The sequence below is a fragment of the Nocardia brasiliensis genome, from assembly GCF_011801125.1.
GTDB classification, from domain to species: domain Bacteria; phylum Actinomycetota; class Actinomycetes; order Mycobacteriales; family Mycobacteriaceae; genus Nocardia; species Nocardia brasiliensis_C.
Genome location: NZ_CP046171.1, coordinates 5,309,920 through 5,335,620 on the forward strand (window position 1 = coordinate 5,309,920; position 25,701 = coordinate 5,335,620).

Annotated in this window: 23 protein-coding genes; 12 read left to right on the forward strand and 11 right to left on the reverse strand. The window is 69.4% G+C overall.

The genetic code is table 11. The annotated features are described in order from the left end of the window. Positions 1-108 precede the first annotated feature (108 nt). Positions 109-1,164, reverse strand: a complete 1,056-nt coding sequence (gene hemE, locus F5X71_RS23970; protein ID WP_167464060.1) for a uroporphyrinogen decarboxylase — start codon at positions 1,162-1,164, stop codon at positions 109-111. 209 nt (positions 1,165-1,373) lie between these two features. On the opposite strand from hemE, the gene F5X71_RS23975 reads away from it, so the two are divergent. Continuing rightward, complete coding sequence (locus F5X71_RS23975; protein WP_167464061.1) at positions 1,374-2,012, forward strand: DUF3000 domain-containing protein; 639 nt, start codon at positions 1,374-1,376, stop codon at positions 2,010-2,012. Positions 2,013-2,153: 141 nt separating this feature from the next. After that, on the forward strand, positions 2,154-3,410 hold the full coding sequence (locus F5X71_RS23980; RefSeq protein ID WP_167464062.1) for a ribonuclease D: 1,257 nt from the start codon (positions 2,154-2,156) through the stop codon (positions 3,408-3,410). A gap of 339 nt (positions 3,411-3,749) precedes the next feature. Here the strand turns inward: F5X71_RS23980 and dxs are convergent, their stop codons facing one another. Further along, positions 3,750-5,663, reverse strand: a complete 1,914-nt coding sequence (dxs, locus tag F5X71_RS23985; RefSeq protein ID WP_167464063.1) for a 1-deoxy-D-xylulose-5-phosphate synthase — start codon at positions 5,661-5,663, stop codon at positions 3,750-3,752. Between the two features lie 200 nt (positions 5,664-5,863). Here dxs and glsA point away from each other — a divergent pair, with 200 nt between their 5' ends. The 3 genes from glsA (at position 5,864) to F5X71_RS24000 (ending at position 9,612) form a co-directional block, all read left to right on the forward strand. Continuing rightward, positions 5,864-7,696, forward strand: a complete 1,833-nt coding sequence (glsA, locus tag F5X71_RS23990; RefSeq protein ID WP_167466683.1) for a glutaminase A — start codon at positions 5,864-5,866, stop codon at positions 7,694-7,696. Positions 7,697-7,790: 94 nt separating this feature from the next. Further along, on the forward strand, positions 7,791-8,471 hold the full coding sequence (locus tag F5X71_RS23995; protein ID WP_167464064.1) for an SIMPL domain-containing protein: 681 nt from the start codon (positions 7,791-7,793) through the stop codon (positions 8,469-8,471). Between the two features lie 222 nt (positions 8,472-8,693). Continuing rightward, a protein-coding gene (locus tag F5X71_RS24000) for an IS5 family transposase (protein WP_238815329.1) occupies positions 8,694-9,612 on the forward strand; the annotation gives its coding sequence in 2 pieces (ribosomal slippage) (positions 8,694-9,064 and positions 9,063-9,612; 921 coding nt in all). A gap of 94 nt (positions 9,613-9,706) precedes the next feature. On the opposite strand, the gene F5X71_RS37140 is transcribed toward F5X71_RS24000, so the two are convergent. Next, positions 9,707-11,557 carry a TRAM domain-containing protein gene (locus F5X71_RS37140; protein WP_428981389.1) on the reverse strand — a complete coding sequence of 617 codons (1,851 nt, stop codon included), beginning with the start codon at positions 11,555-11,557 and terminating at the stop codon, positions 9,707-9,709. A gap of 93 nt (positions 11,558-11,650) precedes the next feature. Next, entirely contained in the window at positions 11,651-13,639 is a 1,989-nt protein-coding gene (locus tag F5X71_RS24015) for an APC family permease (protein ID WP_167464065.1), read from the reverse strand. A gap of 241 nt (positions 13,640-13,880) precedes the next feature. On the opposite strand from F5X71_RS24015, the gene F5X71_RS24020 reads away from it, so the two are divergent. Further along, entirely contained in the window at positions 13,881-14,546 is a 666-nt protein-coding gene (locus F5X71_RS24020) for a potassium channel family protein (RefSeq protein ID WP_167464066.1), read from the forward strand. A 2-nt stretch (positions 14,547-14,548) separates the two neighbouring features. Next, on the forward strand, positions 14,549-15,220 hold the full coding sequence (locus tag F5X71_RS24025) for a potassium channel family protein (protein ID WP_167464067.1): 672 nt from the start codon (positions 14,549-14,551) through the stop codon (positions 15,218-15,220). Positions 15,221-15,258: 38 nt separating this feature from the next. Here F5X71_RS24025 and F5X71_RS24030 read toward each other — a convergent pair whose 3' ends face one another. The 3 genes from F5X71_RS24030 to F5X71_RS24040 all read right to left on the reverse strand — a co-directional run bounded on the left by F5X71_RS24030 (position 15,259) and on the right by F5X71_RS24040 (position 17,146). Then, positions 15,259-15,885 carry a sigma-70 family RNA polymerase sigma factor gene (locus tag F5X71_RS24030; protein WP_167464068.1) on the reverse strand — a complete coding sequence of 209 codons (627 nt, stop codon included), beginning with the start codon at positions 15,883-15,885 and terminating at the stop codon, positions 15,259-15,261. A gap of 166 nt (positions 15,886-16,051) precedes the next feature. After that, positions 16,052-16,765 (reverse strand): DUF3159 domain-containing protein, encoded by a 714-nt coding sequence (locus tag F5X71_RS24035; protein ID WP_174817126.1) that lies wholly within the window; start codon positions 16,763-16,765, stop codon positions 16,052-16,054. 3 nt (positions 16,766-16,768) lie between these two features. After that, positions 16,769-17,146 carry an OB-fold nucleic acid binding domain-containing protein gene (locus F5X71_RS24040; protein ID WP_167464069.1) on the reverse strand — a complete coding sequence of 126 codons (378 nt, stop codon included), beginning with the start codon at positions 17,144-17,146 and terminating at the stop codon, positions 16,769-16,771. Positions 17,147-17,274: 128 nt separating this feature from the next. Here F5X71_RS24040 and F5X71_RS24045 point away from each other — a divergent pair, with 128 nt between their 5' ends. Next, a complete protein-coding gene (locus F5X71_RS24045) occupies positions 17,275-17,997 on the forward strand; it encodes an alpha/beta fold hydrolase (RefSeq protein WP_238815433.1) in 723 nt (240 codons plus the stop codon). A 239-nt stretch (positions 17,998-18,236) separates the two neighbouring features. Here F5X71_RS24045 and F5X71_RS24050 read toward each other — a convergent pair whose 3' ends face one another. Together F5X71_RS24050 and dut are read right to left on the reverse strand one after the other, a co-directional pair. Then, the gene (locus F5X71_RS24050) at positions 18,237-19,076 is read right to left on the reverse strand and encodes a DUF3710 domain-containing protein (protein WP_428981501.1); all 840 of its coding nucleotides are present in this window, start codon (positions 19,074-19,076) and stop codon (positions 18,237-18,239) included. Positions 19,077-19,081: 5 nt separating this feature from the next. Continuing rightward, positions 19,082-19,573, reverse strand: a complete 492-nt coding sequence (gene dut, locus F5X71_RS24055; protein ID WP_167464072.1) for a dUTP diphosphatase — start codon at positions 19,571-19,573, stop codon at positions 19,082-19,084. Positions 19,574-19,729: 156 nt separating this feature from the next. Between dut and F5X71_RS24060 the strand changes: the two genes are divergently transcribed. Next, positions 19,730-20,215 (forward strand): DUF3093 domain-containing protein, encoded by a 486-nt coding sequence (locus F5X71_RS24060; RefSeq protein WP_167464073.1) that lies wholly within the window; start codon positions 19,730-19,732, stop codon positions 20,213-20,215. A gap of 47 nt (positions 20,216-20,262) precedes the next feature. On the opposite strand, the gene F5X71_RS24065 is transcribed toward F5X71_RS24060, so the two are convergent. Then, on the reverse strand, positions 20,263-20,565 hold the full coding sequence (locus tag F5X71_RS24065) for a DUF4193 domain-containing protein (RefSeq protein WP_014986697.1): 303 nt from the start codon (positions 20,563-20,565) through the stop codon (positions 20,263-20,265). 520 nt (positions 20,566-21,085) lie between these two features. Between F5X71_RS24065 and cei the strand changes: the two genes are divergently transcribed. Next, a complete protein-coding gene (gene cei / locus F5X71_RS24070) occupies positions 21,086-21,763 on the forward strand; it encodes an envelope integrity protein Cei (RefSeq protein WP_167464074.1) in 678 nt (225 codons plus the stop codon). A gap of 61 nt (positions 21,764-21,824) precedes the next feature. Here the strand turns inward: cei and F5X71_RS24075 are convergent, their stop codons facing one another. Continuing rightward, positions 21,825-22,748 carry an inositol monophosphatase family protein gene (locus F5X71_RS24075; protein ID WP_428981390.1) on the reverse strand — a complete coding sequence of 308 codons (924 nt, stop codon included), beginning with the start codon at positions 22,746-22,748 and terminating at the stop codon, positions 21,825-21,827. A 170-nt stretch (positions 22,749-22,918) separates the two neighbouring features. On the opposite strand from F5X71_RS24075, the gene ppgK reads away from it, so the two are divergent. Together ppgK and F5X71_RS24085 are read left to right on the forward strand one after the other, a co-directional pair. Continuing rightward, on the forward strand, positions 22,919-23,677 hold the full coding sequence (ppgK, locus tag F5X71_RS24080; protein WP_167464076.1) for a polyphosphate--glucose phosphotransferase: 759 nt from the start codon (positions 22,919-22,921) through the stop codon (positions 23,675-23,677). Between the two features lie 270 nt (positions 23,678-23,947). Then, complete coding sequence (locus F5X71_RS24085; protein WP_167464077.1) at positions 23,948-25,321, forward strand: RNA polymerase sigma factor; 1,374 nt, start codon at positions 23,948-23,950, stop codon at positions 25,319-25,321. The last annotated feature ends 380 nt before the right edge of the window (positions 25,322-25,701 follow it).

A 25,701-nucleotide genomic window follows, 5' to 3' on the forward strand; every position in this document is an offset into this window, starting at 1 on the left:
AAATGGCAGCCGTGCTGGTACACCGCGGCGTGTTCCTCGAGGCTCCTCGGTGGCGCAGCGATTTGCGCCACCGAGGGGCCGACCACACACCGCCGATACGTCGACTCCCTACAGCTCGTGGATCAACTCCACGAGCGCGGTCAGCACGCCGGGGTCGGTGTCGGGGAGGACGCCGTGCCCGAGATTGAAGATGTGTCCCTTGGCGCCCAGGGTGATCGCCTCGTCCGCCTCGGCGGCGATGCGGCGGGCCTCGGCCTCGACCGCCGCCGACCCCGCGAACAGCACGGCCGGATCGAGGTTGCCCTGCAACGCTTTTCCGGGGCCGACCCGGCGCACCGCGTCGGTGAGCGGCACCCGCCAGTCCACGCCGACCACATCGGCGCCCGCCTCGCCCATCGCACCGAGCAGCTCACCTGTGCCCACCCCGAAGTGGATGCGCGGCACACCGGCGGCGGCGACCTCGGCGAACACCCGCTCCGAATGCGGCAGCACGAACCGGCGGTAGTCGGCCAGCGACAGCGCCCCCGCCCACGAATCGAACAGCTGGATCGCGTCGACCCCGGCCGCCAGCTGCGCCTGCAAGAACGCGATGGTGATGTCGGTGAGCGCGCCGAGCAGCGCGTGCCAGGTCTGCGGGTCGGCGTACATCATCGACTTGGTGCGCTCGTGGTTCTTGCTCGGTCCGCCCTCGACCAGGTAGGACGCGAGGGTGAACGGGGCGCCGGCGAACCCGATCAGCGGAGTCTCGCCGAGCGCGTCGACCAGCAGCCGCACGCCGTCGGTCACCGCGCCCACCTCCTCCGGCCGCAATCGCGGCAGCGCGCGCACATCCTCGACGCTGCGCACCGGCGCGGCGATCACCGGACCGACGCCCGGCACGATATCGAGGTCGATGCCCGCGGCCTTCAACGGAACGACGATGTCGGAGAACAGGATCGCCGCGTCCACCCGATGCCTGCGGATCGGCTGCATCGTGATCTCGCACACCAGCTCCGGATCGAAGCAGGACTCGAGCATGCCGACGCCCTTGCGCAGTTCGCGATACTCGGGCAGCGATCGTCCGGCTTGACGCATGAACCACACCGGGCGCCTGCTCGGCGTCGCGCCGGTGGCGGCGGCCAGGAACGGGGCATCGGTCAGGCGGCGGCGGGTGTATGTGCTCATCACGGCTATCGTATGCGGCCCCTGATCCGCGCCGAGCCGGACACCGGTGACGCATCCCACCCGAACACACCGACCGGTCGCCCTCGCTCGGCGCGGCGGCCGAGCCGCCGACACAACCTGTGCTACCACGGAAGTTCCGGCAGAGCCCGCGCCGACTCCAGCGGCGCGCCTCCGCCTGCGCGGGGTGCACAAGGTCTACCGTCCCCTTCGTGACACCGCTCGACTTCCGCGACGGCGCCGCACCGACCGAGGGACCTCATGGCGAGCCAGCTCAATTTCGCGCCGCGGTCGATGCGATGGGGACCGCTACAGTGCATCCTCGGATCGAGCTTGCGCCCATCCGGCCGCCGCAACGTCTGGCGCCCTACTCGTACGCGCTCGGCGCCGAGGTAAAGCACCCGGAAGCCGGTGTGGTGCCGGTCGATTCGGAGGGCGACGCGTTCGGCAGGCTGATCCTGCTGCACGATCCCGACGGTGCCGAGGCCTGGCACGGCACGCTGCGACTGGTCGCCTACATCCAGGCCGACATCGACGCCGCGCTGGCCACCGACCCGCTGCTGCCCGAGGTCGCGTGGAGCTGGCTGGTGGACGCCCTCGAATCCCGGTCCGAGCCGTTCACCGCGCTCGGCGGCACGGTCACCTCGACGAGTTCGGTGCGCTACGGCGACATCGCGGGCCCGCCCCGCGCGCACCAGCTGGAACTGCGCGCCTCCTGGACCGCCGTCACCACCGACATCCGGCCGCACGTGGAAGGCTTCTGCGAAGTCCTCGCCTACGCCGCCGGACTCCCGCCGGCCGGAATCACCCAGCTGGAGATGCGTCCCGGAGGTGCCGCGGACAAGCGGTAGCGGATTTTCGCGGCCGAGCGGAAGAGACAACGACGCCGCGGCGTTGCAGAACAACGAAAGCACCCTCCGGTTCGTCGTTCCGACACACGGAAGTCCGATAGGACGACGACGGCCGCACCCCTGCACGTAAAGTTCAACAACATGTCCGTACCCGAAGAATCCGAAACCACCGGCGCGCCTCCTCTGCTCGCGCCGGTGGATGGCGTGCCTCCGGTACTGGACACCGCCGCCGAGATCGCCGCCGCCGCCACTCGTCTCGCCGCGGGCACCGGCCCGCTCGCCGTCGACGCCGAACGTGCCTCGGGATTCCGGTATTCGGCGCGTGCCTATCTGATCCAGCTCCGCCGCAAAGGCGCGGGCACCTTCCTCATCGATCCGATCCCCGTCGCCGATGACCTCGCCCCGCTGGCCGCCGCGATCAACGACCTCGAATGGGTACTGCATTCGGCCGACCAGGATCTGCCCGGCCTCGCCGAGGTCGGCCTACGGCCGCAACGGTTGTTCGACACCGAATTGGGCGGCCGGCTCGCCGGATTCGAACGCGTCGGCCTGGCCGCCATGGTGGAGAATCTGCTTGGCCACGCGCTACGCAAGGGCCACGGCGCGGCGGACTGGTCCACCCGACCACTGCCCGACGAATGGCTCAATTACGCGGCGCTGGACGTCGAACTGCTCCTCGAACTGCGCGAGGCGGTCGCCGCCGAACTCGACGCCCAGGGCAAGAGCGATTGGGCGGCACAGGAATTCGAACACGTCAGGACCACCGAACCGCCCGCACCGAAAGCCGACCGCTGGCGGCGCACCTCTGGCATCCACACCCTGCGTCGCGCCAGGCAGCTGGCCGTCGTGCGCGAACTGTGGACCACCAGGGACGCCCTGGCCCGCGCCCGCGACGTGGCGCCCGCGCGCATCCTGCCCGACGCCGCGATCATCGCCGCCGTGACGGCTGACCCGAAAACCATCGCCCAACTGCGCGGACTCCCGGTGTTCGGCGGTCCGCGCCAGCGCAGGTACTCCCGCGAATGGCTGGCAGCCGTCGAACGCGGGCGCACCATGCCCGACAGTGAGCTACCGCCGCTGACCCAGCCGTTCGACGGACCGCCACCGGTCAACCGGTGGGAGCGCCGCGACCCGGCCGCCGCCGCCCGCCTCACCCGCGCCCGCACGGCGATGGGCGAACTGTCCACGCTGCATTCGATCCCCGTCGAGAACCTGCTGTCCCCGGACCTGGTCCGCCGGCTGTGCTGGGACGGACTCCCGGACTACGACCGCGTCCCCGACTCCCCCGAAGAACTCGCCGCCGCCATCGACGGCTTCCTCAAATCCGGTGGTGCCAGGCAGTGGCAGCGTGAGCTCGCGGTGCCGCCGCTGACGGTCGCACTGACACCCGCCGCCTGAGCTGCTCCCGCGTCACGCGGGAACAGCCAGTGCATCCTGTTGCGCCACCGGAGCATGCTCTCGTGGAACCTCCTCGGCGCCACCCGCTCCGGGAGCGCCTTCGACGGACCGGCGAAACGCGGCCAGCCCCTTGTCCATCGCCGCGGCGAAGGGGCGGCCAGACCCTCGGGCAGCAAATCGTGGGCCCAGACCAAGCGGCTTCGTCCCGCACCGTACACAAACACGCCCCCGCCCCTGTGCTCCCGCAAGAGCTGACCCCACATCCACACCCGTTCTGCGCCGAACCCCGGCGTGTCCCCCGGCAAGTCGAGGTGTAGATCCCTAGAAGGGGTGTGGATCTCAGCGGGCGGCGAGCCAGCCGCTGATGCGTCGCGCGATGTCGGGGGCGGTGAGGCCGAGGTCGGCGTGCAGCTCGCCGCGTGAGGCGTGGTCGAGGAACTGCTGGGGGACGCCGAGGTCGCGGGTGGGGATGTCCAGGCCGGAGTTGCGCAGGCGGGCCGAGACGGTGGAGCCGATGCCGCCGTGCAGGCCGCCGTCCTCCAGGGTCACCACGAGCCGATAGTTCTCGGCGAGCTTGACCAGGGTGTCGGAGACGGGCAACACCCAGCGCGGATCGATGACGGTGACCGAAACACCTTCGTGCTCCAGCAGATCCGCTGCTTGCAGGGCGAGCTCGGCGAAGGAGCCGACCGCGACGAGCAGCACGTCACCGCGCACCGCCTGCACCGAGCCGCCACCGTCGAGCGCGGGATCGGCGGCGGCGAGCCGAAGGACGTCCACGCCGTCGAGCCGTTCCACCGCCGAGATATCGTCGGCCACACTGCCTTTGGGGAACCGGATCGCGGTGGGCCCGTCGTTGACGGCGAGCGCCTCGGCCAGTTCCTCGCGCAGGGTCGCGGCATCGCGGGGCGCGGCGACCCGGATGCCTGGGACGATGCCGAGCACCGAGAGATCCCACATGCCGTTGTGGCTGGCGCCGTCGGGTCCGGTGATGCCGGAACGGTCCAGCACCACGGTCACCGGCTGCTTCAGCAGCGCGACGTCCATCAGCAACTGATCGAACGCGCGATTGAGGAAGGTCGAGTAGATCGCGACGACCGGGTGCATGCCGCCCAGCGCGAGCCCGGCCGCCGAGGCCATGGCGTGCTGTTCGGCGATGCCGACATCGAACATCCGCTCCGGGAACCGCTCACCGAAGGCCGCGAGCCCGGTGGGCCCCGGCATGGCGGCGGTAATCGCGACGATGTCCTCGCGCTTCTCGGCGTGCGCGATCAGTTCCTGGGAGAAGACCGAGGTCCAGCCCAGCGCCTTCGGTCCGCCGACGGGGCGGCCGGTGAGCGGGTCGATCGGATCGCAGGCGTGCATCTGGTCGGCGATGTGGTTCTCGGCGGGCGCGTAACCGCGCCCCTTCTGCGTCACCGCGTGCACCACGACCGGTCCGCCGAAATCCTTGGCGCGGCGCAGCGCGGCCTCCAGCGCGACGATGTCGTGCCCGTCGACCGGGCCGACGTACTTCATGCCCAGGTCGCTGAACAGCTCCTGCGGGCTCACCGCGTCTTTTATCCCGGCCTTCACCGCGTGCATCATCGAATACGCCGACTCCCCGACCCCGGGGATGCTCTTGATGATTCGCTTCCCGGCGTCGAGCGCGTGCTCGTAGGCGGGCTGGGTGCGCAGGGCGGTCAACCGGTCGGCGAGTCCGCCGATGGTCGGCGCGTAGGAACGTCCGTTGTCGTTGACCACGATGACGACCGAACGATCCGGCGCGCCCGCGATGTTGTTGAGCGCCTCCCAGCACATGCCGCCGGTGAGCGCGCCATCGCCGACCACGGCGACCACATGCCGGTTCTGTCCGCTCAGCTGGAACGCCTTCGCCAGCCCGTCGGCGTACGACAGCGAGGCGGACGCGTGCGAGGACTCGACCCAGTCGTGCGCGCTCTCCGACCGGCTCGGATAGCCGGACAGGCCACCCTTCTTGCGCAGGTCGTCGAACTGGTCCTTGCGGCCGGTCAGGATCTTGTGCACGTAGGCCTGGTGGCCGGTGTCGAAGATCAGCGGGTCGGCAGGCGAGTCGAAGATCCGGTGCAGGGCGATGGTCAACTCGACCACACCGAGGTTCGGGCCGAGGTGCCCACCGGTCGCGGCGACCTTCTGCACCAGGAACTCGCGGATTTCGTCCGCCAGCTCACGCAACTGCGGCGCGGTCAGCGGACGCAGATCTTCGGGCGTGTCGACCCGGGAAAGCACTCCCACCTGAACTCGCTCCCTCCGGATAGCGCTTCTGATCCGATCAGTCTACGGAGCGGCGGGCGGTGCCCTCGAACGAGAACCGAACTGTCCCACCTTGCCACGACGATCACCAGCCGACATCGAACCGAAATGTGAGCCTCGGCATACCGTACTCGGCCTAGAGTGATCATGTGGCCGAGGTCGAAGAGGCGATCGACAGGACAATGGATCCCGGCGTCGTGTCCAGGATCGTCAGCGACGTCTACCAGCTGTGCCGCTCCGACGAATCCGGCACGCTGGCCGACTACATTCCCGAACTGGCTGCGGTGCAGCCGGATTCGTTCGCGCTGTGCCTGGCGACCGCGGACGGGCGGATATACGGCACCGGCGAGATGGAGACTTCGTTCACCATCCAGTCGATCTCCAAGCCGTTCACCTACGCGCTCGCGCTGGCCGATCGCGGCACCGAAGCGGTGGACGCGCGCATCGACGTCGAGCCCTCCGGCGAGGCGTTCAACGAGATCAGTCTGGACCCGGTGACCGAGCGCCCGCGCAATCCGATGATCAACGCGGGCGCCATCACCGCCGCGTCACTGATCACCGGCCATGACGCCGCCGCGCGTTTCGAGCGCATCCGCCGCTGCTATTCGCGCTTCGCCGGACGCGAACTGAGCATGAACGATGCGGTGTACGCCTCCGAGGCGCGCACCGGATTCCGCAATCGCGCGATCGGCTACATGCTGCGCTCGTTCGGCATCATCGACTCCGACCCGGACGAGGCCGTCGACCGCTACTTCCGGCAGTGCTCGATCGATGTGACCTGCCGCGACCTCGCGCTGATGGCGGCGACCCTGGCCAACAACGGACGCAATCCGGTCACCGGCGAGCGCGCGCTGACCACGGCGTTGACCGAGCGGGTGCTCAGCGTGATGACCACCTGCGGGATGTACAACGCGGCGGGCGACTGGGTGAGCAGCGTCGGCCTGCCCGCCAAGAGCGGGGTCGGCGGCGGCATCGTCGCGGTGCTGCCCGGTCAGATCGGCATCGCGGTGTACTCGCCGCGGCTGGACCCGCACGGCAACAGCGTGCGCGGCGTCGCGGCCTGCCGTGAGCTGTCGCGGCGGTTGGAACTGCACTTCCTGCACGTCACCCGGGCGGCGCGGACGGCGATCCGGGCCGGCTATTCGGTGGCCGAGGTGCCATCGCGGCTGCGCCGGACCGCCGAGGAGATCGCGGTGCTCGCCGAGCACGGGCACCGCGCGCGGGTCTACGAACTGCACGGCGACCTGCTGTTCGCGGGCGCGGAGAGCGCGGTGCGCACCATCGAGGAGCAGGCCGGCGAGCTCGAGGCGCTCGTGGTCGACCTGCGCCGGGTCGGTGAGGTGAGCACGATCGCCGTGCGCATGCTCGACGACTTGCAAAGCGAACTCGCCGCCGCGGGCGTGCGCGTCGCGCTGGTGGACCCGGACGCCAAACTCGGGCACATGACGTCGAGCCTCGACCCGGCCGATCCGCACGGCCGGGTCTTCATCGACCGCGACACCGCCACCGAATGGTGCGAGGAGATCGTGCTGGACCGCCGCAGGCCCGCCGACGAGCCGGTATGCACGTCGATCACGATCGAGGACCATCCGGCGCTCATGTCGCTCGAGCCGGATGATCGGGCCCGGCTGGCCAAGGAGTTCGAAGTGCGCACGTTCGCGCGCGGCGAGGTGATCGCCGAACGCGGGAGCGCGCGTTCGGGTCTGTACCTGATCCTCGAGGGCCGGGTCCGGATCACCTTCCTCGGCAGCGATGCCCGCACCCACCGGCTGGTCAGCCTGTCCGCGGGCATGCAGTTCGGCGAGATCCCGATGCTGGTCGGCGCGGCCTTCGCGAACGAGGTCCGAGCCGAGGCGGGCGTGCGGCTCGCCGTGCTCAGCCCCGAGCGATTCGATCAACTCACTCCCCAAGCCCCCCACCTGAAACTCGCCCTCCTCGAGCGACTCGCCGCGGGCGCCTACGCCCAAATGGACGCCGCCGTGCACGCGATCGCGGTGCGCGGGGGCGACTATTGAGCGAGAGCAAGGGTGGGGGGCGGGGCGGGGACGATTGTGTGCCGTCGACCGTTGAGCAGACCGGAGCCCGAACCATCGACTCGAGGAGCGTGCAGTGAGCAAGAAGTCCGATTCCCGCAAGGCGGGCACCGTCACCCTGTTCGGTCAGGGCACCGCCCGCGCGACGCCCGACCTGATGCGGGTCACGATCTCCATCGAATGCCGGGCGAACAAGGTCGCGCTGGCCTACAGCCGGGCCGGTGAGCGGATCGCCGCGGTCAGCGCCTCGCTGCGCTCCGACGGAGTGGCGGGCACCGATATCGCGACCAGCGGGCTGTCGATCCACACCGAGACCGTGTGGACCGAGGGCGAGGGCAACCGGATCACCGGCTACCTCGCGAGCACGTCGCTGACCGTCGCGCTGCGCGAGATCGGCGACGAGGCCGACCCCGGCCCCGCGGTCATCATCGCCAACGCCGTCGACGCGGGCGGCGACGACGTTCGCCTCGGCGGCCTCAACCTCACCTTCGCCGACCAGGAGTCGCTGCTCGTGCAGGCCCGCGACGCCGCGTGGGAGAACGCGGTCGCGAAGGCGCGCCAGTACGCCGAACGAGCGGGGCGCACTCTCGGCGCGGTCCTCGAGATCTCCGAGAACACCTCTGCCGCACCGCCTTCGGTCCCCCGCCTGAAGGCGATGTCGGTCTCGATGGACGCCTACGGCGCCGCCCCGGTCCCGGTAGAACTCGGCGAGAGCGAGATCTCCGCAGGCATCCGCGTCACCTGGCAACTCGACTAGGGCCTCGTCCAGGAAGGTCGGTGCGTTCATCGGCGGTCTGGGGCGTCCGCTGGCAAGGCGGAGAAGGACCCGATACCGGGGCTGTATCGGCGACGACGACAACGCGGCCAGGGACGCCCCAGGCCGTCGAGAAACGTGCCGAAGCTATTGGACGAGGCACTAGGGCATGTCTCCCAATCGACCTTTTCGGATCACGCCCGGTGGGCCGGTTGGTCGGGCATCATGGTCGCCGTGGCGACGGTGGTTGGTGATCGGTATCGGGTTCTGACGGATAAGCAGTGGGAACTGCTGGAGCTGTTGTTGCCGAAATCCGATGGCCAGGTAGGCCGTAACTTCGCCAACAATCGGCTGGTGGTGGAGGGGATGCTGTTCCGGTTGCGGACGGGGGTGCCGTGGAGGGACTTGCCGGAGGCGTTCGGTCCGTGGCAGACGGTGTGGAAGCGGCATCGCCGCTATGCCGGTGACGGGACCTGGGATCGAGTGCTGGTCGCGTTGACCGCGCTCGCGGACGCGACCGGGAATCTGGATTGGGTCGTGTCGGTGGATTCTTCGATCATGCGAGTTCATCAACACGGCGCGAACACCTCTCGTGGCGGCGAGGAAGCCGGCGGCCCGGACTCGGATTTACGAGCCCGCTGATCACGCCATCGGCCGGTCCCGAGGTGGGCTGACCACGAAAGCACATCTGGCCACCGACGGCCACGGCCGAGGTTTGGCGGTGTTGCTGACAGCGGGCCAAGCCGGTGATTCACCGATGATGCCTGCCGTGCTCGAGGCGGTCGCGGTGCCGCGCCTGGCCGGTGGCCCGCCACGACGCAACCCGGACCAGGTGCTCGCCGACAAGGCGTACTCCGCGGCAAGCAACCGGAAGTTCCTGCGCAGCAGAGGTATTCGCTCGGTTATTCCGGAACGCAGCGATCAGATCGCCCACCGTAAGCGGCGTGGTCGTACCGGTGGGCGACCGCCGGGGTTCGACCCGATGGCCTACAAGGGTCGCAACGTCGTCGAACGCGCCTTCAACAAGGCCAAACACTGGCGTGGCGTCGCCACCCGATACGACAAACTCGCCATGACCTACCGTGCGGGCTTCGTCATCGCGCTGGTGGTCGAGTGGCTCAGACTATTGGGAGACATGACCTAGCACCACCGGCCGGAGCGCAACACCGCCCACCCCACGGCGTGCCGCACCGAATGGGGTCGGTACCGCACAAGCGATGCGCGGCCGCAGCGTGGGTTCAGGGGCGGTCCAGTAGGGCGATGCATTCGACGTGGTGGGTGCCGGGGAAGGCGTCGAAGGCGCGGAGGTCGGCGAGGCGGTAGCCGGCGGCTCGGTAGAGGCCGAGGTCGCGGGCGAAAGCGGCCGGGTCGCAACCGATGTGGATGATGCGGGTGGGGCCGGTGGTGGTGAGGGCGCGGATCACCTCTTTGCCCGCGCCCGCGCGCGGCGGGTCGAGGACGACGACGTCCGGCGCGGCGGCGTCGATGCGGTCGGCGACCCAGCGCTCCACCCGCTGGGCGTGCTGATCGAGCCAGGTCAGGTCACGGAGGGCGGCTTTGCCCGCGGCGACGGCCGGGCGGGCGGATTCGACGGCGAACACCGCGCCGGTGAGACCGACCTGATCGGCCAGCCGGGCCGCGAAAACGCCTGCGCCGCTGTACAGATCCCAGGCCAGCCCGCCGGGACGCAGGCCCGACCACTGGGCTATCAGGTCCGAATAGCATTGCGCCGCACCGTGATGGGCCTGCCAGAAACCGGTCGCGGCGACCTCCCAACGCCGTCCGCCCACGTATTCGACCGCGCGGCCGCTCCCGGCGACCACCCACTCGTCCCGCGCCGCGTGCGTGGCCGCGCGCCGCGCCGACGCGTTGCGCCGTTCCCGCGCCTGCGGCCCCTCCAACCGCCCGTCGGCCGTGTACCGCTCCCCTATTTCGCCGAGAGCGCTGCGCTCGTCGGCCCGCAACGAGTCCGGCCGCCGGCCCGCGTCGCCGTGCCGCACGCCGCCGATCGACCCGGGCCGCCGCCTACCTCGCCCCGCACCACCGGGCCCGACGCCGGCCCCATCCGCACGACCCGGACGACCCGCGACCCCCGAGTCCCCGCCGGAGCGCCCGGCACCGGGCCGCCCGCCCGCTCCGTCACGAGAACCACGGTCCTCGAACGCCTTACCGCGCCCCTCAGATTGATCACCGAAGTCCTCGCCGTGCAGTCGATCATCGGACCGTCCATCACCACCCTGCGCATCGGCCCCGGCCCGGAAACGCCGGTTGTCGGCGTCGCGCCCCACCCCGCCCCGGCTCGACGAACCGCCGGACCCGTCCCCCCGGTCGAAACGATTCCCGGACTTACCTTCAGAGCGACCATGCCCCTCGGTGTCGTCCCATTCGGCGCTCGTCTCGCGGCGACCGCCCGCGGACCGACCGCGGCGATCTCGCCCGCGCCGGTCACCGGGCTCCCCTCGCCGCCGATCCGCATCGCCGGAGGCGGGCGCCAGTTCGACGATGTGCCGCACGCCGTCGCCGTCGACGGCGATCACCAGGTCGGCGCCGGGAGTCCACAGGCGCTCGGCGACACCGTCGAGCGCACCGGAAACCGGTTGCGGGCAACGCAGATCCGCGATCACCTCGGTGCTGCGGTAGCCGTGCACGCCGGCCCGGCCGGACGCGTCGACCGCGAGCCGGATACGGGTGCGCCAACCGGTCGTGCCGTCACCCGCGCCTGCGATCGGCTCGACGACGATCTCCCGTTCGATCCCCGCGAGCCTGCGCAGCTGCTCGGTGACCACCGAAGCCTTCAGCGCGCGTTGGGCTTTCGGTGTCGCGTAGGAGAAGTCACAGCAGCCTGCGCCGCCGGGGCCGGACACCGGGCAGGTGGCGGGCACCCGATCCGGTGACGGTTCCAGGATCTCGAACGCGTCGGCCCGGCAGAACGATCCGCCGCGGTCCTCGGTGACGCGCACTCGCACCAGTTCCCCTGGCAGCCCGTGCCGGACGAACACCACCCGTCCCTCGTGGCGGGCCACGCAGAACCCGCCGTGTCCGGGCGGTCCGAGCCGCACCTCGAATACGTTGTCGCGCCAATCACTCATGCCAACACCTCATCCGCATCGCGCCGCACGCCGCTGCCACGCCGTCGTCCGCTGTCATGTTCCGCCCGGCGCGAGCACGCCAGGTCGCCGAGCTCACGATCGATCGTCGAAACCGCGGCGAACCGCACCTGGCGCGTTCACCACGCCGGGGGTGCGGGCGCGGGTGGAGGAGCTCAGCTGCCAGGGCACGCTGGTGACCATGACGCCGGGCTCGAAGAGCAGCCGACCTTTGAGCCGCAGCGCACTCTGATTGTGCAGCACCTGTTCCCACCAGTGGCCGACGACGTATTCGGGAATGAACACGGTCACCACGTCGCGCGGTGCGTCCTTGTGCACGCGCTTCACGTAATCCAGCACGGGCTTGGTGATTTCGCGGTAGGGCGATTCGATCACCTTGAGCGGTACGGTGATATCGCTCTTCTCCCATGCGCGCACCAGCGCCCTGGTATCGGCGTCGTCGACATTCACCGTGATCGCCTCCAGCGTGTCGGGCCGGGTGGCGCGGGCGTAGGAGAGCGCCCGCCTGGTCGGCAGATGCAGCTTGGACACCAGCACGATCGAATGCGACCGGCTCGGCAGCACACCGTCCCACTCCTGGGACTCCAGCTCGCGCGAGACCGAATCGTAGTGCTTACGAATCATTTTCATCACGACGAAGATCGCCACCATGGTGGCGATGGCGATGTAGGCGCCCGCGAAGAACTTGGTGATGAGCACGATGATCAGCACCGTGCCGGTGGCGCTGAGGCCGACCGCGTTGATCACCCGGGACCGCTTCATCCGCGCGCGCTGCGCCGGGTCGGTCTCGGTGCGCAGCAGGCGGGTCCAGTGCCGCAGCATGCCGGTCTGGCTGAGCACGAACGAGACGAACACCCCGACGATGTAGAGCTGGATGAGCTTGGTCACCTCGGCGCCGAACAGCACGACGAACGCGATCGCCGCGCCAGAGAGGAACAGGATGCCGTTGCTGAAGGCCAGCCGGTCGCCGCGGGTGTGCAGCTGCCGCGGCAGGTAACGGTCCTGCGCCAGAATCGAACCGAGCACCGGGAACCCGTTGAACGCGGTGTTCGCGGCGAGCACGAGGATCAGCGCGGTCACCGCGGTGATGAAGAAGAAGCCGATCGGGAAGCCGTGGAAGACGGTCTCGGCGAGCTGGGCGATCAGCGTCTTCTGGTGGTAGCCGGCGGGCGCGCCGACGAGGTCGGCGGTGTCGTGCGCGTAGACGACGTTGATCTTCTGCGCCAGGATGATGATGCCCATCAACAGCACGACGGCGATGGTGCCGAGCATCAGCAGCGTGGTCGCGGCGTTGCGCGACTTCGGTTTCCGGAACGCGGGCACGCCGTTGCTGATCGCCTCGACGCCGGTGAGCGCGGCGCAGCCGGAGGAGAAGGACCGGGCGATCAAAAAGGCGAAGGCGAGTCCATACAGGTGCTCGTCCTCCGCCTTCAACCCGAATCCCGCCGATTCGGCCTGTAGTTCGTCGCCGAGTACGAAGATGCGGAACAGCCCCCAGCCGAGCATGACGGCCATGCCGACGATGAAGGCGTAGGTCGGGATCGCGAACGCGGTGCCGGATTCCCGCACGCCGCGCAGGTTGATCGCGGTGAGCACGGCGATCGCGACCACGGCGAACAGCACCTTGTGCGTGGCGACGAACGGGATGGCCGAGCCGATGTTGGAGGCGGCCGAGGAGATCGACACGGCCACGGTGAGCACGTAGTCGACCAGCAGCGCGCTGCCGACGGTCAGCCCGGCGGTCGGTCCGAGGTTGGTGGTCGCGACCTCGTAGTCACCGCCACCGGACGGGTAGGCGTGCACGTTCTGCCGGTAGCTGGCCACCACCACGGCCATCACGCACGCGACGGCCAAGCCGACCCAGGGCGCGTAGACGTAGGCCGAGATGCCCGCGGCGGAGAGCACCAGGAAGATTTCCTCCGGCGCGTAGGCCACCGAGGACATCGCGTCGGAGGCGAACACCGGCAGGGCGATGCGCTTCGGCAGCAGGGTATGGCCAAGCGAATCACTACGGAAAGGCCTGCCCAGCAGCATTCGTTTCGCTGCCGTCGTCAACTTGGACACTGGAGCGAGCATAGCGGCACCGGCGCCGTTTCCGGACTCGGCAGGCACGGCGTAACCACCCAGCAACCCCGGCGCGGCGCGATCCGGCGCCCGGCTCGACACCGTCGGTGTTGCGCACGCGACTGTCAGGTTTGGCGCCGCGGCGGAGGGGGAACGTGGCCGATGGAATCATTCGACGGGTACCGTTCGACCGGATGGGAAGCAGACCGAACACCACGGTTCCAGGAACGAGGGTTGCACGGTGTACGTAGTGGTCATGGGGTGTGGACGCGTCGGTTCGGCGCTGGCTCGCGCCCTGGTCCGAGTCGGCCACGAGGTCACGGTGATCGACCGCGATCCCAGCGCCTTCCTGCGGCTCGGCGCGGACTTCCCCGGCGAGCGCGTCACCGGCGTCGGCTTCGACCGAGATGTGCTGGTACGGGCGGGAATCGAGCGGGCCGACGCGTTCGCCGCGGTCTCCTCCGGGGACAACTCCAACATCATCTCCGCCCGGGTGGCCAGGGAGATGTTCGGCGTCGAACGGGTGGTCGCGCGCATCTACGACGCGAAGCGGGCCGAGGTGTACGAACGGCTCGGCATCCCGACCATCGCGACGGTGCCGTGGACCACCGACCGGTTCCTGCGCACGCTCATCAGCGACACCAGCACGACCACGTGGCGCGACCCCACCGGCACGGTCGCAGTTACCCCGCTGCCACTGCACGAGGATTGGTACGGCCGTACCGTCCGCGACCTGGAGCAGACGGTCGGCGTCCGGGTCGCCTTCATCATCCGGTTCGGCCAGGGCCTGCTGCCCGACGGCAAGACCATCGTGCAGGCCGACGATCTCGTCTACGCCGCCGCGACATCCGGCTCGGTGGGCGAGGCCATCGCGCTGGCAGGCAAGCCCCCCGTGAGCGAGGACTGAACATGAAGGTGGCCATCGCAGGCGCAGGCGCCGTCGGCCGATCCATCGCCAGGGAACTCCTGCGCGGCGGGCACAGCGTCATGCTGCTGGAACGCCAGCTCGACCACATCGATCCCGAGGCGATCCCGGACGCGGTCTGGGTGCATGCCGACGCCTGCGAGCTGTCGCTGCTCGAGGACGCGGGCCTGGAAACCTACGAGGTGGTCATCGCCGCCACCGGTGACGACAAGGCGAACGTGGTGCACAGCCTGCTCGCCAAGACCGAGTTCGGGGTGCGCCGGGTGGTGGCGCGGGTCAACGATCCGCGCAACGAGTGGCTCTTCGACAGCTCCTGGGGTGTCGACGTCGCGGTGTCCACCCCGCGCCTGCTCGCCTCGCTGGTCGAAGAGGCCGTGACGGTGGGCGATCTGGTGCGGCTGATGACACTGCGCCAGGGCCAGGCGAATCTGGTGGAGATCACCCTGCCCGGCGACACCGCGCTCGCCGGAAAGCCGGTGCGCACGCTCACCCTGCCGCGCGATGCCGCCCTGGTGACGATCCTGCGCGGCGGGCGGGTGATCGTGCCGCAGCCCGACGATCCGTTCGAGGGCGAGGACGAGCTGTTGTTCGTCACCTCGGTGGAGGCAGAAGAGGACCTGCGCTTCGAACTCGCCAACCACGGCATCAAGCCTTGACTCCCCGACAGGGCTGATGCGCGCGGGCCGCGCACGAGCTACGCGGCCGACTTCAGTTCCGCGCGCAGCTTGTTCAGCGCGCGATGCTGCATCACCCGCACGACGCCGGGGCTGGTACCGATCGCCGCCGCGGTCTGCGCGGCCGACCAGCCGAGCACGATCCGCATGACCAGCACCTCACGATGCGCGGGCGCGAGGATCTTCATGAGTTCCCTGGTGGCCGCGCCGCGTTCGGAGGCCAGCGCCCACTCCTCCGGTCCGGCGGCGGTGCACGGCGCGTCCGGCAGATCGGCCATCGGATAGGTGGGGTGCTGCTGGGAGCGGCGGAACGCGTCGGAGACCTTGTTCGAGGCGATGCCGTAAACGAAGGCGAGGAAGGACTTGCCCTGGTCCCGGTAGCGCGGGATCGCCTTCACGGTGGCGATCAGGATCTCCTGCACCACGTCGTCGGCCGTGACCTGCAGATGCGCCGTATTACCAAGGCGCGCACCGCAATACCGGCGAACCAACGGGTGCACGATGCGGACGATCTCGCTGACCGCACCGCGATCGCCCGCCGCGGCGGGACCGATCAACTTGTCCAGTTCGGCGCCGACGCGGCGGCTCTCCGACAGGGCCGGATGATGCTTCTTCGACGGTGCTGCGGTGTTGTGCTCGGTGGCCACGTCCGAGTCCTTTCGTGCGATCGTGCGTGTTTTTCGGTACGCAACGATCGTCTGCCGAACTCGGGTCGCCTTCCAGACACCCCAGGGTGGGTAACCACCCACCTCTGCGGTGGAATCCCCCGCACCCCACTGTGTTTTCGCGGGACGTGCCCGCGGAGTTAACGCGCTACGCGGCTTCGGTGGCCGCGGCGCCGCGGCGCACGGGCAAATGCCCCGCACGGCGCACCGCCCACACCGTGACCACCAGCGCGACCGCCGTCAGCGGCCAGCCCATCGCGATCCGGGCGACGGCGAGCCACCCGGTCCGATCGGTGTCGTAGAGCTGGGACTGCACCAGGTAGCGGGCGCCGAACACGACCACCCAGGTGGTGGTCGCCAGGTAGTAGAGGCGCTGCACGCGCGCATCGGAACGCCAGTCGGTGCCGTGGCCGTTGAGCACGCCCCAGATCACGCCGACCAGCGGCCAGCGCACCAGCATCGACACCAGGAACACCCCCGCGTACACCAGGCTGGTGTAGATGCCGAACAGGAAGAATCCCTTCGCCTCGCCCATCCGGTAGGCGATGAACGCGCAGATACCGACGCCGAGGAAGCCGGAGATGGCGGGCTGGATGGGGCTGCGCCGCACGAGGCGCCAGATCAAGATCAGTGCGGCCGCGCCGAGCGCGGCCCAGATGGCGGCGGTCAGGCCCGCGAACCCGTTCACGGGGACGAAGACGACAACGGGGACGGTCGAAGAGATCAGACCGCTGAACCCGCCGAGCTGCTCGAGCAGGGTCTGCTCGGCGACGGCTTCGTCAGGGTCGACCGCGTCGGGGTCGAGAGCCGTTGCGGGCTCGATCTGTTCGCCTGGGGCGGCGTTGTCGTTGCTCGATGGCATACGTCAGCTGTTCCCGCGCAATTCGTAGTAGGGGTTGTAGATCACTTTGCGGCCGTCTCGATCGCCGACCCGGCCGCGCACCAAGATACGTCGTCCCGGCTCGATCCCGGGAATCCGCCGGCGACCGATCCACACCAGGGTGATGGCATCGGTGCCGTCGAAGAATTCCGCTTGCACAGTGGCGCCCACGGACTTCGGACACGCTTCGACGCTGCGTAGCCTACCGAGCATGGTTGCCTCGTCGCCGCGGCGACACTCCGAGGCCCGGCACGCACCGGAGGCTTCGGATTTCTCGGCGAGTTCTTCTGCGTCCAACTGGTCGATATCTTCGGTCAGTCTGCGGCCCAGACGTCGAAAATACCCTGAGGCTGCGGATGACATTTCGCACGCTCTCCTGCATAGAGCAGACAGTGTGGGTCGCACACCATCGTGGTTTCCACATACGACCGGCAGTGGCCGTACCCCCGCCACTGTAGATGCCCCGGACCACCCCCGCTACGCTCGGACCGGTGTTCGACTCCCCACACTCCGTGTCGCCCGCTCAGGTCGTCGTAGCCTTGCCCGGCAGCGGATCCGACGCGGATTTCGCCCGGCGTGCCTTCGAGCCGGCCGGCAGAGCGCGCCGGCTCGACGTGGTCGCGGTAGAGCCCGATCCAACCGGCGTGGTCGAGAGCTACCGCGCCGCGCTCGACACCGCCGCCGCGACGGGTCCTGTTGTTGTGGCGGGAATCTCGCTCGGCGCGGCGGTCGCGATCGAGTGGGCCGCCGAACATCCGGAGCTGACCGCGGGCGTGGTCGCGGCGCTGCCCGCGTGGACCGGTTCCGACACCGCCGCCTGCCCCGCCACGGTGAGCGCCGGGTTGACCGCGGCCCAGTTGCGCACCGAAGGACTCGAGGCCGTCGTCGAGCGGATGCAGGCCAGCAGTCCCGCCTGGCTCGCCGCCGCGCTCACCCAATCCTGGCGCTCGCAGTGGCCCGATCTGCCGAGCGCGCTGGACGAGGCCGCCGACTACAAATGGCCGGGCACCGAACGGCTCAGCACGCTCGAGGTGCCGGTGGCCGTGGTGACGGCCGTCGACGACCCGGTGCATCCATTCGCCATCGCCGAGGAGTGGGCCGCACTGATCCCGCGCTCCGCGATCCACCGGATCACCCTGGCCGACCTCGGCGCCGAACCGGCCGTGCTGGGCCACACCGGCTTCGCCGCACTCACCCGCACCGGCGCCTTCTGACCGAATCACACTGGCGCGCAAAGAATCTCACGGCGGCGTCGCCGGTAAGGGCGGCCCACGGCACGGGTCGATCCCCCTCCCGCGGAAATACGCGCGGTGGGCGCGCTCCCCAGTTGGTCGGCCGATCAGGAGGAAATGGTGGCGGCATCGGCCGAGAGGCTCCCGCCACCATTTCCTCGTGATCAATTGACCAGTACCGACCGCGCGGCGCGTCGCGGCGAGTCGGGTTGGTCGGCGGGTTAGTTGAGGCCGAGTTGCTGCATGGCGGAGCCGTCGGCACCGCGGCGCGGCCCCTCCGGCAGGCGCGGCGGCAGCTGCGGGGTGGCCTGTGCCTGCGCCTGGGCCTGCATCTGCTGCTGTTGCGCGTCGATCTGCGCCTGATGCGCCGCGGCCAGCTGTTCGGCCAGTTCCTGCGGCAGCACCACGGGCAGCGGCTCGCGCACCGGCAACGGATCGTCACCACGACGAACCACGGTCTCGCGCAAGATCGCCCGAGCCGCCGCGACCAGCGGGCTGCCCTCGTTCGCCGCGCCGGACGGGCCCGCCGCGACCAGCCGCACCATCCAGCGCGGTCCGTCGACCCCGATGAACCGCAGGTCGGCGCCCTCGGTGAGAGCCAGCAGTTCCCGGCCCCACGGGCCGGTCTCCACCGCGACCCGGGAGCCGTCCTTGCGCAGCGATTCCGCGAGATCCGCGGCCACGGTGCGCCACTGGCCCGCCGACTTGGGCGCCGCGTACGCCGCGACGGTGATCCGTCCGTGTTCGGTCGCCAGGTGCACGGCCTGCGGTGCGCCGTCGGGGGTCATCTCGACCTGCAGCTGACCGCCCTGCGGCACCGGCAGAATCACCGAGCCCAGATCGAGCCGCTGCTCGGCGATCCGCTCCAGCAGCTCGGCCACGTCGTCGTAGTCGTGCGGGCCCGACGGCGTCTCGTCCTCGGCGGCGACATGGCGACCGGCGGGCACGATCGGGTGCTCGTCGGTGTCGTAGTCGTCCTCGTCGAAGTCCTCGACCTCGTCGTAGTCGTCTGCCTGGTACCGGTCGTCGTAGTCCGCAGACCGCTTCTTCTTGCCGAACAGTCCCATTACGCCTCCTTGCCGGCTGCCCGGACCGCACCGGTCAGACTCGCGTGACCGCCGCTGGACCCGTAACCGCCCGCGCCCCTGCTCGTCTCGTCGAGCGAGTCGACCTCGACGAAATCCACCAACTCGACCCGCTGCACCAGCAGCTGCGCGATCCGATCGCCCCGGCGCAGCTCGATCGGGGTGCGCGGATCGTGATTGATCAGGCAGACCTTGATCTCGCCGCGGTATCCGGCGTCGACGGTGCCCGGGGTGTTCACCACCGACAGACCGGCCTTGGCGGCCAGTCCCGAGCGGGGATGGATGAGACCGACCGTGCCGACCGGCAGCGCGACCGCCAGGCCGGTGCCGACCAGCGCCCGCTCCCCCGGTTCCAGGATCACGTCGGCGGTGGTGCACAGGTCCACGCCCGCGTCGCCGGGATGGGCGCGCGTCGGCAGGGGAATGCCGGGATCGAGCCGCAGCACCGCTATCGGTGGCAGTTCACTGTTCACGACTCGGCCTCCTGGTAGTCGGCTCCCTCGTGAGCGGGACTTGGTGTGTCCATGGTTCGCTCGCTTCGCTCCCTCACGTTGGTCGAGCCTACGCGTACAGCCCGGACAGACGTGACTTAGTGTTGACTCGTGTCGGACCAGCCCAACCCAGTGACTATGGACGAGAAACAGCCGAAACCACAGCCCTATCGCGAGCGCCTCTGGGTGCCGCTGTGGTGGTGGCCGGTGGCCTTCGCCGTGACCGGCCTGCTGGCTGCCGAAATCCATATGGGCGCACCGGGTTTGCGTGCCTGGCTGCCGTATGTGCTGCTGTTCCCGGTGCCGGTGTGGGTACTGCTCTGGCTGAGCAGGCACCGGGTGGAGGTCGCCGCTGATGCGTCGGGCACGCTGGAGCTACGCGCCGATCGCGCGCATCTACCGGTGAATTTCGTTGCCCGTGCGGCCATCGTCGCCCACACGGCCAAGAGCGCGGCGCTGGGTCGCCAGCTCGACCCCGCCGCCTATGTTCAGCACCGGCCATGGATCGGGCCGATGGTGTTGCTCGTGCTCGACGATCCCGACGACCCGACGCCGTACTGGCTGGTCAGTACGCGCAAGCCCGAACGAGTCCTGGCCGCGCTCGGAGTGCCGAGCGCGGGCTGATGGCCTGGAACTCGCGCCGAGATCGTTGACCGAGCGGTGTGGTGGAGCTAGGCCGCGCAGTCCATGCAAATCATCTGACCGCCCTTCTCGCTGGCCAGCCTGCTGCGGTGGTGCACGAGGAAGCAGCTGGAGCAGGTGAACTCGTCGGCCTGCTTCGGGATCACTCGAACCGTCAGCACTTCCTCGGACAGGTCCGCGCCGGGAAGCTCGAACGACTCCGCGGTATCGGATTCGTCGATATCCACGACGGCGGACTGTGCCTCGTTACGACGAGCCTTCAGCTCCTCCAGCGAATCTTCCGACACGTCGTCGGTTTCGGTGCGCCTCGGTGCGTCATAGTCGGTTGCCATGTCGTCTTCCCCTCGTCCTTACTTCGTATATCCCGGACCGGCTCGCTCACACCGACCCCGTCAGGATCGCCGTGACTCGTACCGCCCCGCCGGTGGTGCACGTCACACGCACACCGGTCACTCATCAGGGCGGATCGGGCTGATCCACTCCGGATAGCGCTCGGTAAACGCAGGACATGCCCTACTTGTTCCCGCGACCGACCACCAATTTCGCCACCGGCGATTCGATCTGGGCCGCCAGACAATAGCGGACCCCGCGACAAAAGTCGCAATCAAAACACAGACGATTCGAAACCGACGGGTAATCGACACCATCTGTCGTGCTGGCCGAGACCTGGCCGCATGTTGCCCCCTACCTGGGGCGCGTCCGCCACACATGCCGACCGGTCGGCTCTGTCTATGTGCCGTTGCCCACGCCGCACCGATCCGGCCGGTCGGCTTTCCCTCGGGCGTGGCAAGCCGCGCGAACTCCGTCGGCCTGCCTGCGCCGGGACCGGAAACCTTTTCGTAGAGTGTGCTGGTGGTTTCACTGATCACCGAAGGCCGCCCCGTGGATTCCCAGGGCAGGCCCTTCCTCCGCCGACGACCGCAGCCCTGGCTCATCATGCTCGGCGTCCTGCTGCTGATCTGCACGATCGTGTGGGTCAAGGCACTGACGACGACCGAGCGCGACACCAGCGCGATGGCGTGCAACTCGCCGAGCCCGGCCACCGATCCCGGCGCGGCACCGCCCCCCGCCCTCGGCCAGCGGGTCGGCAACGGGCGGTTACAGGACGTGGAACCGGCCCCGCTGGCCGCGGCCAAGGTGCGCGTGCTCAACGCCAACAACCAGCGCGGCCAGGCCGCGCACGTCGCGGCCCAGTTCGGTGACCTGGGATTTGCCAGCGCGCCGGGGACGCAGTTCGGCAACGATTCCATATATGCCAACGGTGACCTCGAATGCACCGGTCAGATCCGGTTCGGTGTGAGCGGCCGTCCGGCCGCCGCGTCGGTGCAACTTGTGGTGCCGTGCGCCGAGCTGATCGAGGATCAGCGCACCGACGACACCGTGGACCTGGTGCTCGGCTCGCTGTTCCGCGACATCCGGCCGAGCAACGACGCCGAAGAGGTGCTGCGGTCGCTGAAGAACCCGGCGCCCGGCGGGCCGCCGCAGATCGACATCAAGCTGCTCGACGCCGCCCGGCAAGCTCGCTGCTAGGCGACGGCTCAGCCCGCAGTCGAGGCGCCCTCGAGACCGCCGGTCTCGAGGGCACCGGTGTCTAGTGGTCCGGAATCGGCTCGGTCGCGCCGACCCGCTCGAGCAGTTCGGCCAATTCATCGGCGATGCCGGGCGCCGCGGCGAGCACGAGATCGCCCGCCGCGCTCGTCGCGGTGGCGGGCGGCAGGGTGAGCCGGGCGCCCGCCTCGGCGGCGATGAGCGCCCCGGCGCCCCAGTCCCAGGCGTTGAGGCCGTGTTCGAAGTAGGCGTCGACCCGGCCTGCCGCGACGTGACACAGGTCCAGCGCGGCCGCGCCGAGCCTGCGGATGTCGCGCACCTGCGGCAGCACCTCGCCGATCAGCTTGGCTTGGCGTGTGCGCCGCTGCTTGCCGTAGGCGAAACCGGTGGCCACCAACGACATCGAGACCGTCTGGACCGGCGTGCAGCTCAGGTGCTCGACCGCGCCGTCGGCGTCGACGCGGATCGCGCCGAGCCCGAGACCCGCGCTGTAGGTGGCCCGCCTCGCCACGTCGACCACCGCGCCCGCCACCGGCCTGCCGCCGCGCAGCGCGGCCACCGACACCGCGTAGCCGGGGATGCCGTAGAGAAAGTTGACGGTGCCGTCGATCGGGTCGACCACCCAGTGCACGACGTCGGCGGTGGAGTCGGCGAGACTGCCGCCGCCCTCCTCACCGAGGATCGGGTCACCGGGTCTCTGCTCGGCGAGCAGCGCGCGGATCAGTTCTTCGGTCTCGGTGTCCACGATGGTCACCGGGTCGGTCGGGTGGGCCTTGGCCTGCACCGCGCCCGCCACGGGGCCACCGGCCTGCCCGAAGACCTCGGGACGGCGGGCGCGCACGTGCGCGGCGGCGGTTTCGGCGAGGTCGACCGCGATTCTGCGCAGCTCGGCCTCGTCACCGCGGGCGACGATGATCTCGGAGGTGTAGTCGGACACAGGTGATGAGGTTTCCGGCACGCTCTCCATCGCATCACAGATCCTCGGGAACGCGCAGCCTCGATCGCGCATTACTCTTGTCGTGCACGACACAACGCCGTCGTCGGGCACCCCACCGCAATGCGTGCGCCGACGCGGTGGGAGCCTGTGCCTCGGCGTTGTGCTCCACACCCGCCAGACACAGGAACGAGGGGTTGGTCATGTCCGCTCGGGGGCACGCATTCGGCATCGATATCGGCGGCAGCGGCGTCAAGGGCGGCGCGGTGGATCTGGCCACCGGTGAGCTGGTCCACGAACGGATCAAGATCGCGACGCCGCGGCCGTCCACTCCGCAGGCCGTCGCCGACGCGGTGGCGAAGCTGGTCGCGCAGGCCGATTGGGACGGCCCGGTGGGCATCACCCTGCCCTCGGTCGTGCTCGACGGCGTCGCCCGCACCGCCGCCAACATCGACAAGGCGTGGGTGGGCACCGACGCGCGCGCCCTGTTCTCCGACGCGCTCGACGGGCGACCGGTCACCGTGCTCAACGACGCCGACGCGGCCGGGCTGGCCGAGGACCGCTACGGCGCGGCAAAGGATTTCGACGGGCTCGTGCTGCTGCTGACCTTCGGCACCGGCATCGGCTCTGCCCTGCTGTACCAGGGCACGCTGGTGGCCAACAGCGAACTCGGGCACCTCGAGATCGGCGGGATGGAGACCGAGCACCGGGCCGCCGCGTCGATCAAGGATCGCGACGGATTGAGCTACGAACAGTGGGCCGCCGCGGTCAGCACCGTGCTGATCGGCCTGGAAAATCTCTTCTGGCCGAAAGTATTCGTCGCGGGAGGCGGTATCAGCCGCGATGCCGACCTGTGGATTCCCTTGCTCACCAATCGAACTCAGGTCATCCCCGCGCACCTGAAGAACACCGCCGGCATCGTCGGCGCGGCGATGGCCATCGATGCCGGTATCGCGCCATAACATGGGCGCGTCATGCGAGAATCCGTAAACGCTCCCGCACCGTAGGCGACATCGCGGGCGAAGGTACCCTGGTTAGATCGTTACAATGGAACGTGCCCGGCCTGTTCACGACCGCAAGCGAGTGAATCACAGGCACAGCGCCCTCGGCCCGCGACGTAGTCGTGGGCCGGTGCAACCCGACCGGCCCTCCGCCGGTGAAACCCGACAGACCGCTCCGCCGGAAGACCACTCTGGCGTGACGCCGCACGAGACCGTCACGAAAGGGCGTACGTGGTAGCCACGAATACCCGTCAGACCGCCGATTCGGCCGAGGCCGATTCCGCAGATGTAACCGAAGCACGGCCGGTCCGTAAGGCGGCTGCCGCGAAGAAGGCCCCCGCGAAGAAGGCCGCGGCCAAGAAGGCGCCGGCGAAGAAGGCCGCCGCCAAGGGGGCCAAGGCACCGGCCAAGAAGGCTGCCACCAAGAAGGTGGGCGGCGACGGCGAGCCCGGTGCCGACGAGGTCGGCGACGACGAGTCGCTCGACATCGAGGACCTCGGCGATCTCGAGGTCTCCGAGGACGACCTCACCGAAGAAGCCGAAGACCTCGTCGTCGAGGAGGTGGCCGAGGCCGCCGAGGAAGAGTCCGAGCCCTCCGCCGCCGACAAGGCCTCCGGCGATTTCGTCTGGGACGAAGAGGAATCCGAGGCCCTGCGGCAGGCCCGCAAGGACGCCGAGCTCACCGCGTCCGCCGACTCGGTGCGCGCCTACCTCAAGCAGATCGGCAAGGTCGCGCTGCTCAACGCCGAGGAGGAGGTCGAACTCGCCAAGCGGATCGAGGCGGGCCTCTACGCGGCGGAGAAGGTGCGCGAGTTCACCGAGCAGGGCGAGAAGCTGCCGGTCGCGATGCGCCGCGACTACAACTGGATCGTCCGCGACGGCAACCGGGCCAAGAACCATCTGCTCGAGGCCAACCTGCGCCTGGTCGTCTCGCTGGCCAAGCGCTACACCGGCCGCGGCATGGCGTTCCTCGACCTGATCCAGGAGGGCAACCTGGGTCTGATCCGCGCGGTCGAGAAGTTCGACTACACCAAGGGCTACAAGTTCTCCACGTACGCCACCTGGTGGATCCGGCAGGCCATCACCCGCGCCATGGCCGACCAGGCCCGCACCATCCGCATCCCGGTGCACATGGTCGAGGTCATCAACAAGCTCGGCCGCATCCAGCGCGAGCTGCTCCAGGACCTGGGCCGTGAGCCCACCCCGGAGGAGCTGGCCAAGGAAATGGACATCACGCCCGAGAAGGTGCTGGAGATCCAGCAGTACGCGCGTGAGCCCATCTCGCTGGACCAGACCATCGGCGACGAGGGCGACAGCCAGCTCGGTGACTTCATCGAGGACTCCGAGGCCGTGGTCGCCGTCGACGCGGTGAGCTTCACGCTGCTGCAGGATCAGCTGCAGTCGGTGCTGGAGACGCTGTCCGAGCGCGAGGCGGGCGTGGTCCGGCTGCGCTTCGGCCTCACCGACGGCCAGCCGCGCACCCTCGACGAGATCGGCCAGGTCTACGGGGTCACCCGCGAGCGCATCCGCCAGATCGAGTCCAAGACGATGAGCAAGCTGCGCCACCCCAGCCGGTCTCAGGTCCTGCGCGACTACCTGGACTAGCAGCTCCCCCGACGCCCGCATTTGTTGTGCCGCCTGGATTTTCGGCGGTCGGCAGATGCGGGCGTTTGGTTTTTTCCGACCCCCGGGAGTCACCAGTTCTGGACCAATTTCCCGGAACCTATTGCTCCAAAAATCCTGGACTGACAGGATCGATCCGACGCGGCAGCACCTGGCCGCCAAGACATTCCGGTCGTGCTCGACCACAATTCCAGGAAGTCCCCGTGATCGCTTCGCATCAGCCGCCGCCGTCCGGCTCGTCGATCCGCCTCCGACTATCGAGCGCTCGCTGACGATCGCCGCTCTTGTCGAGAGGTAGGGACGACGGCACCGGATTCGGCTGACGCCGCTTTCCGCACCGCATCGGTTGCGCCGCACCTCCT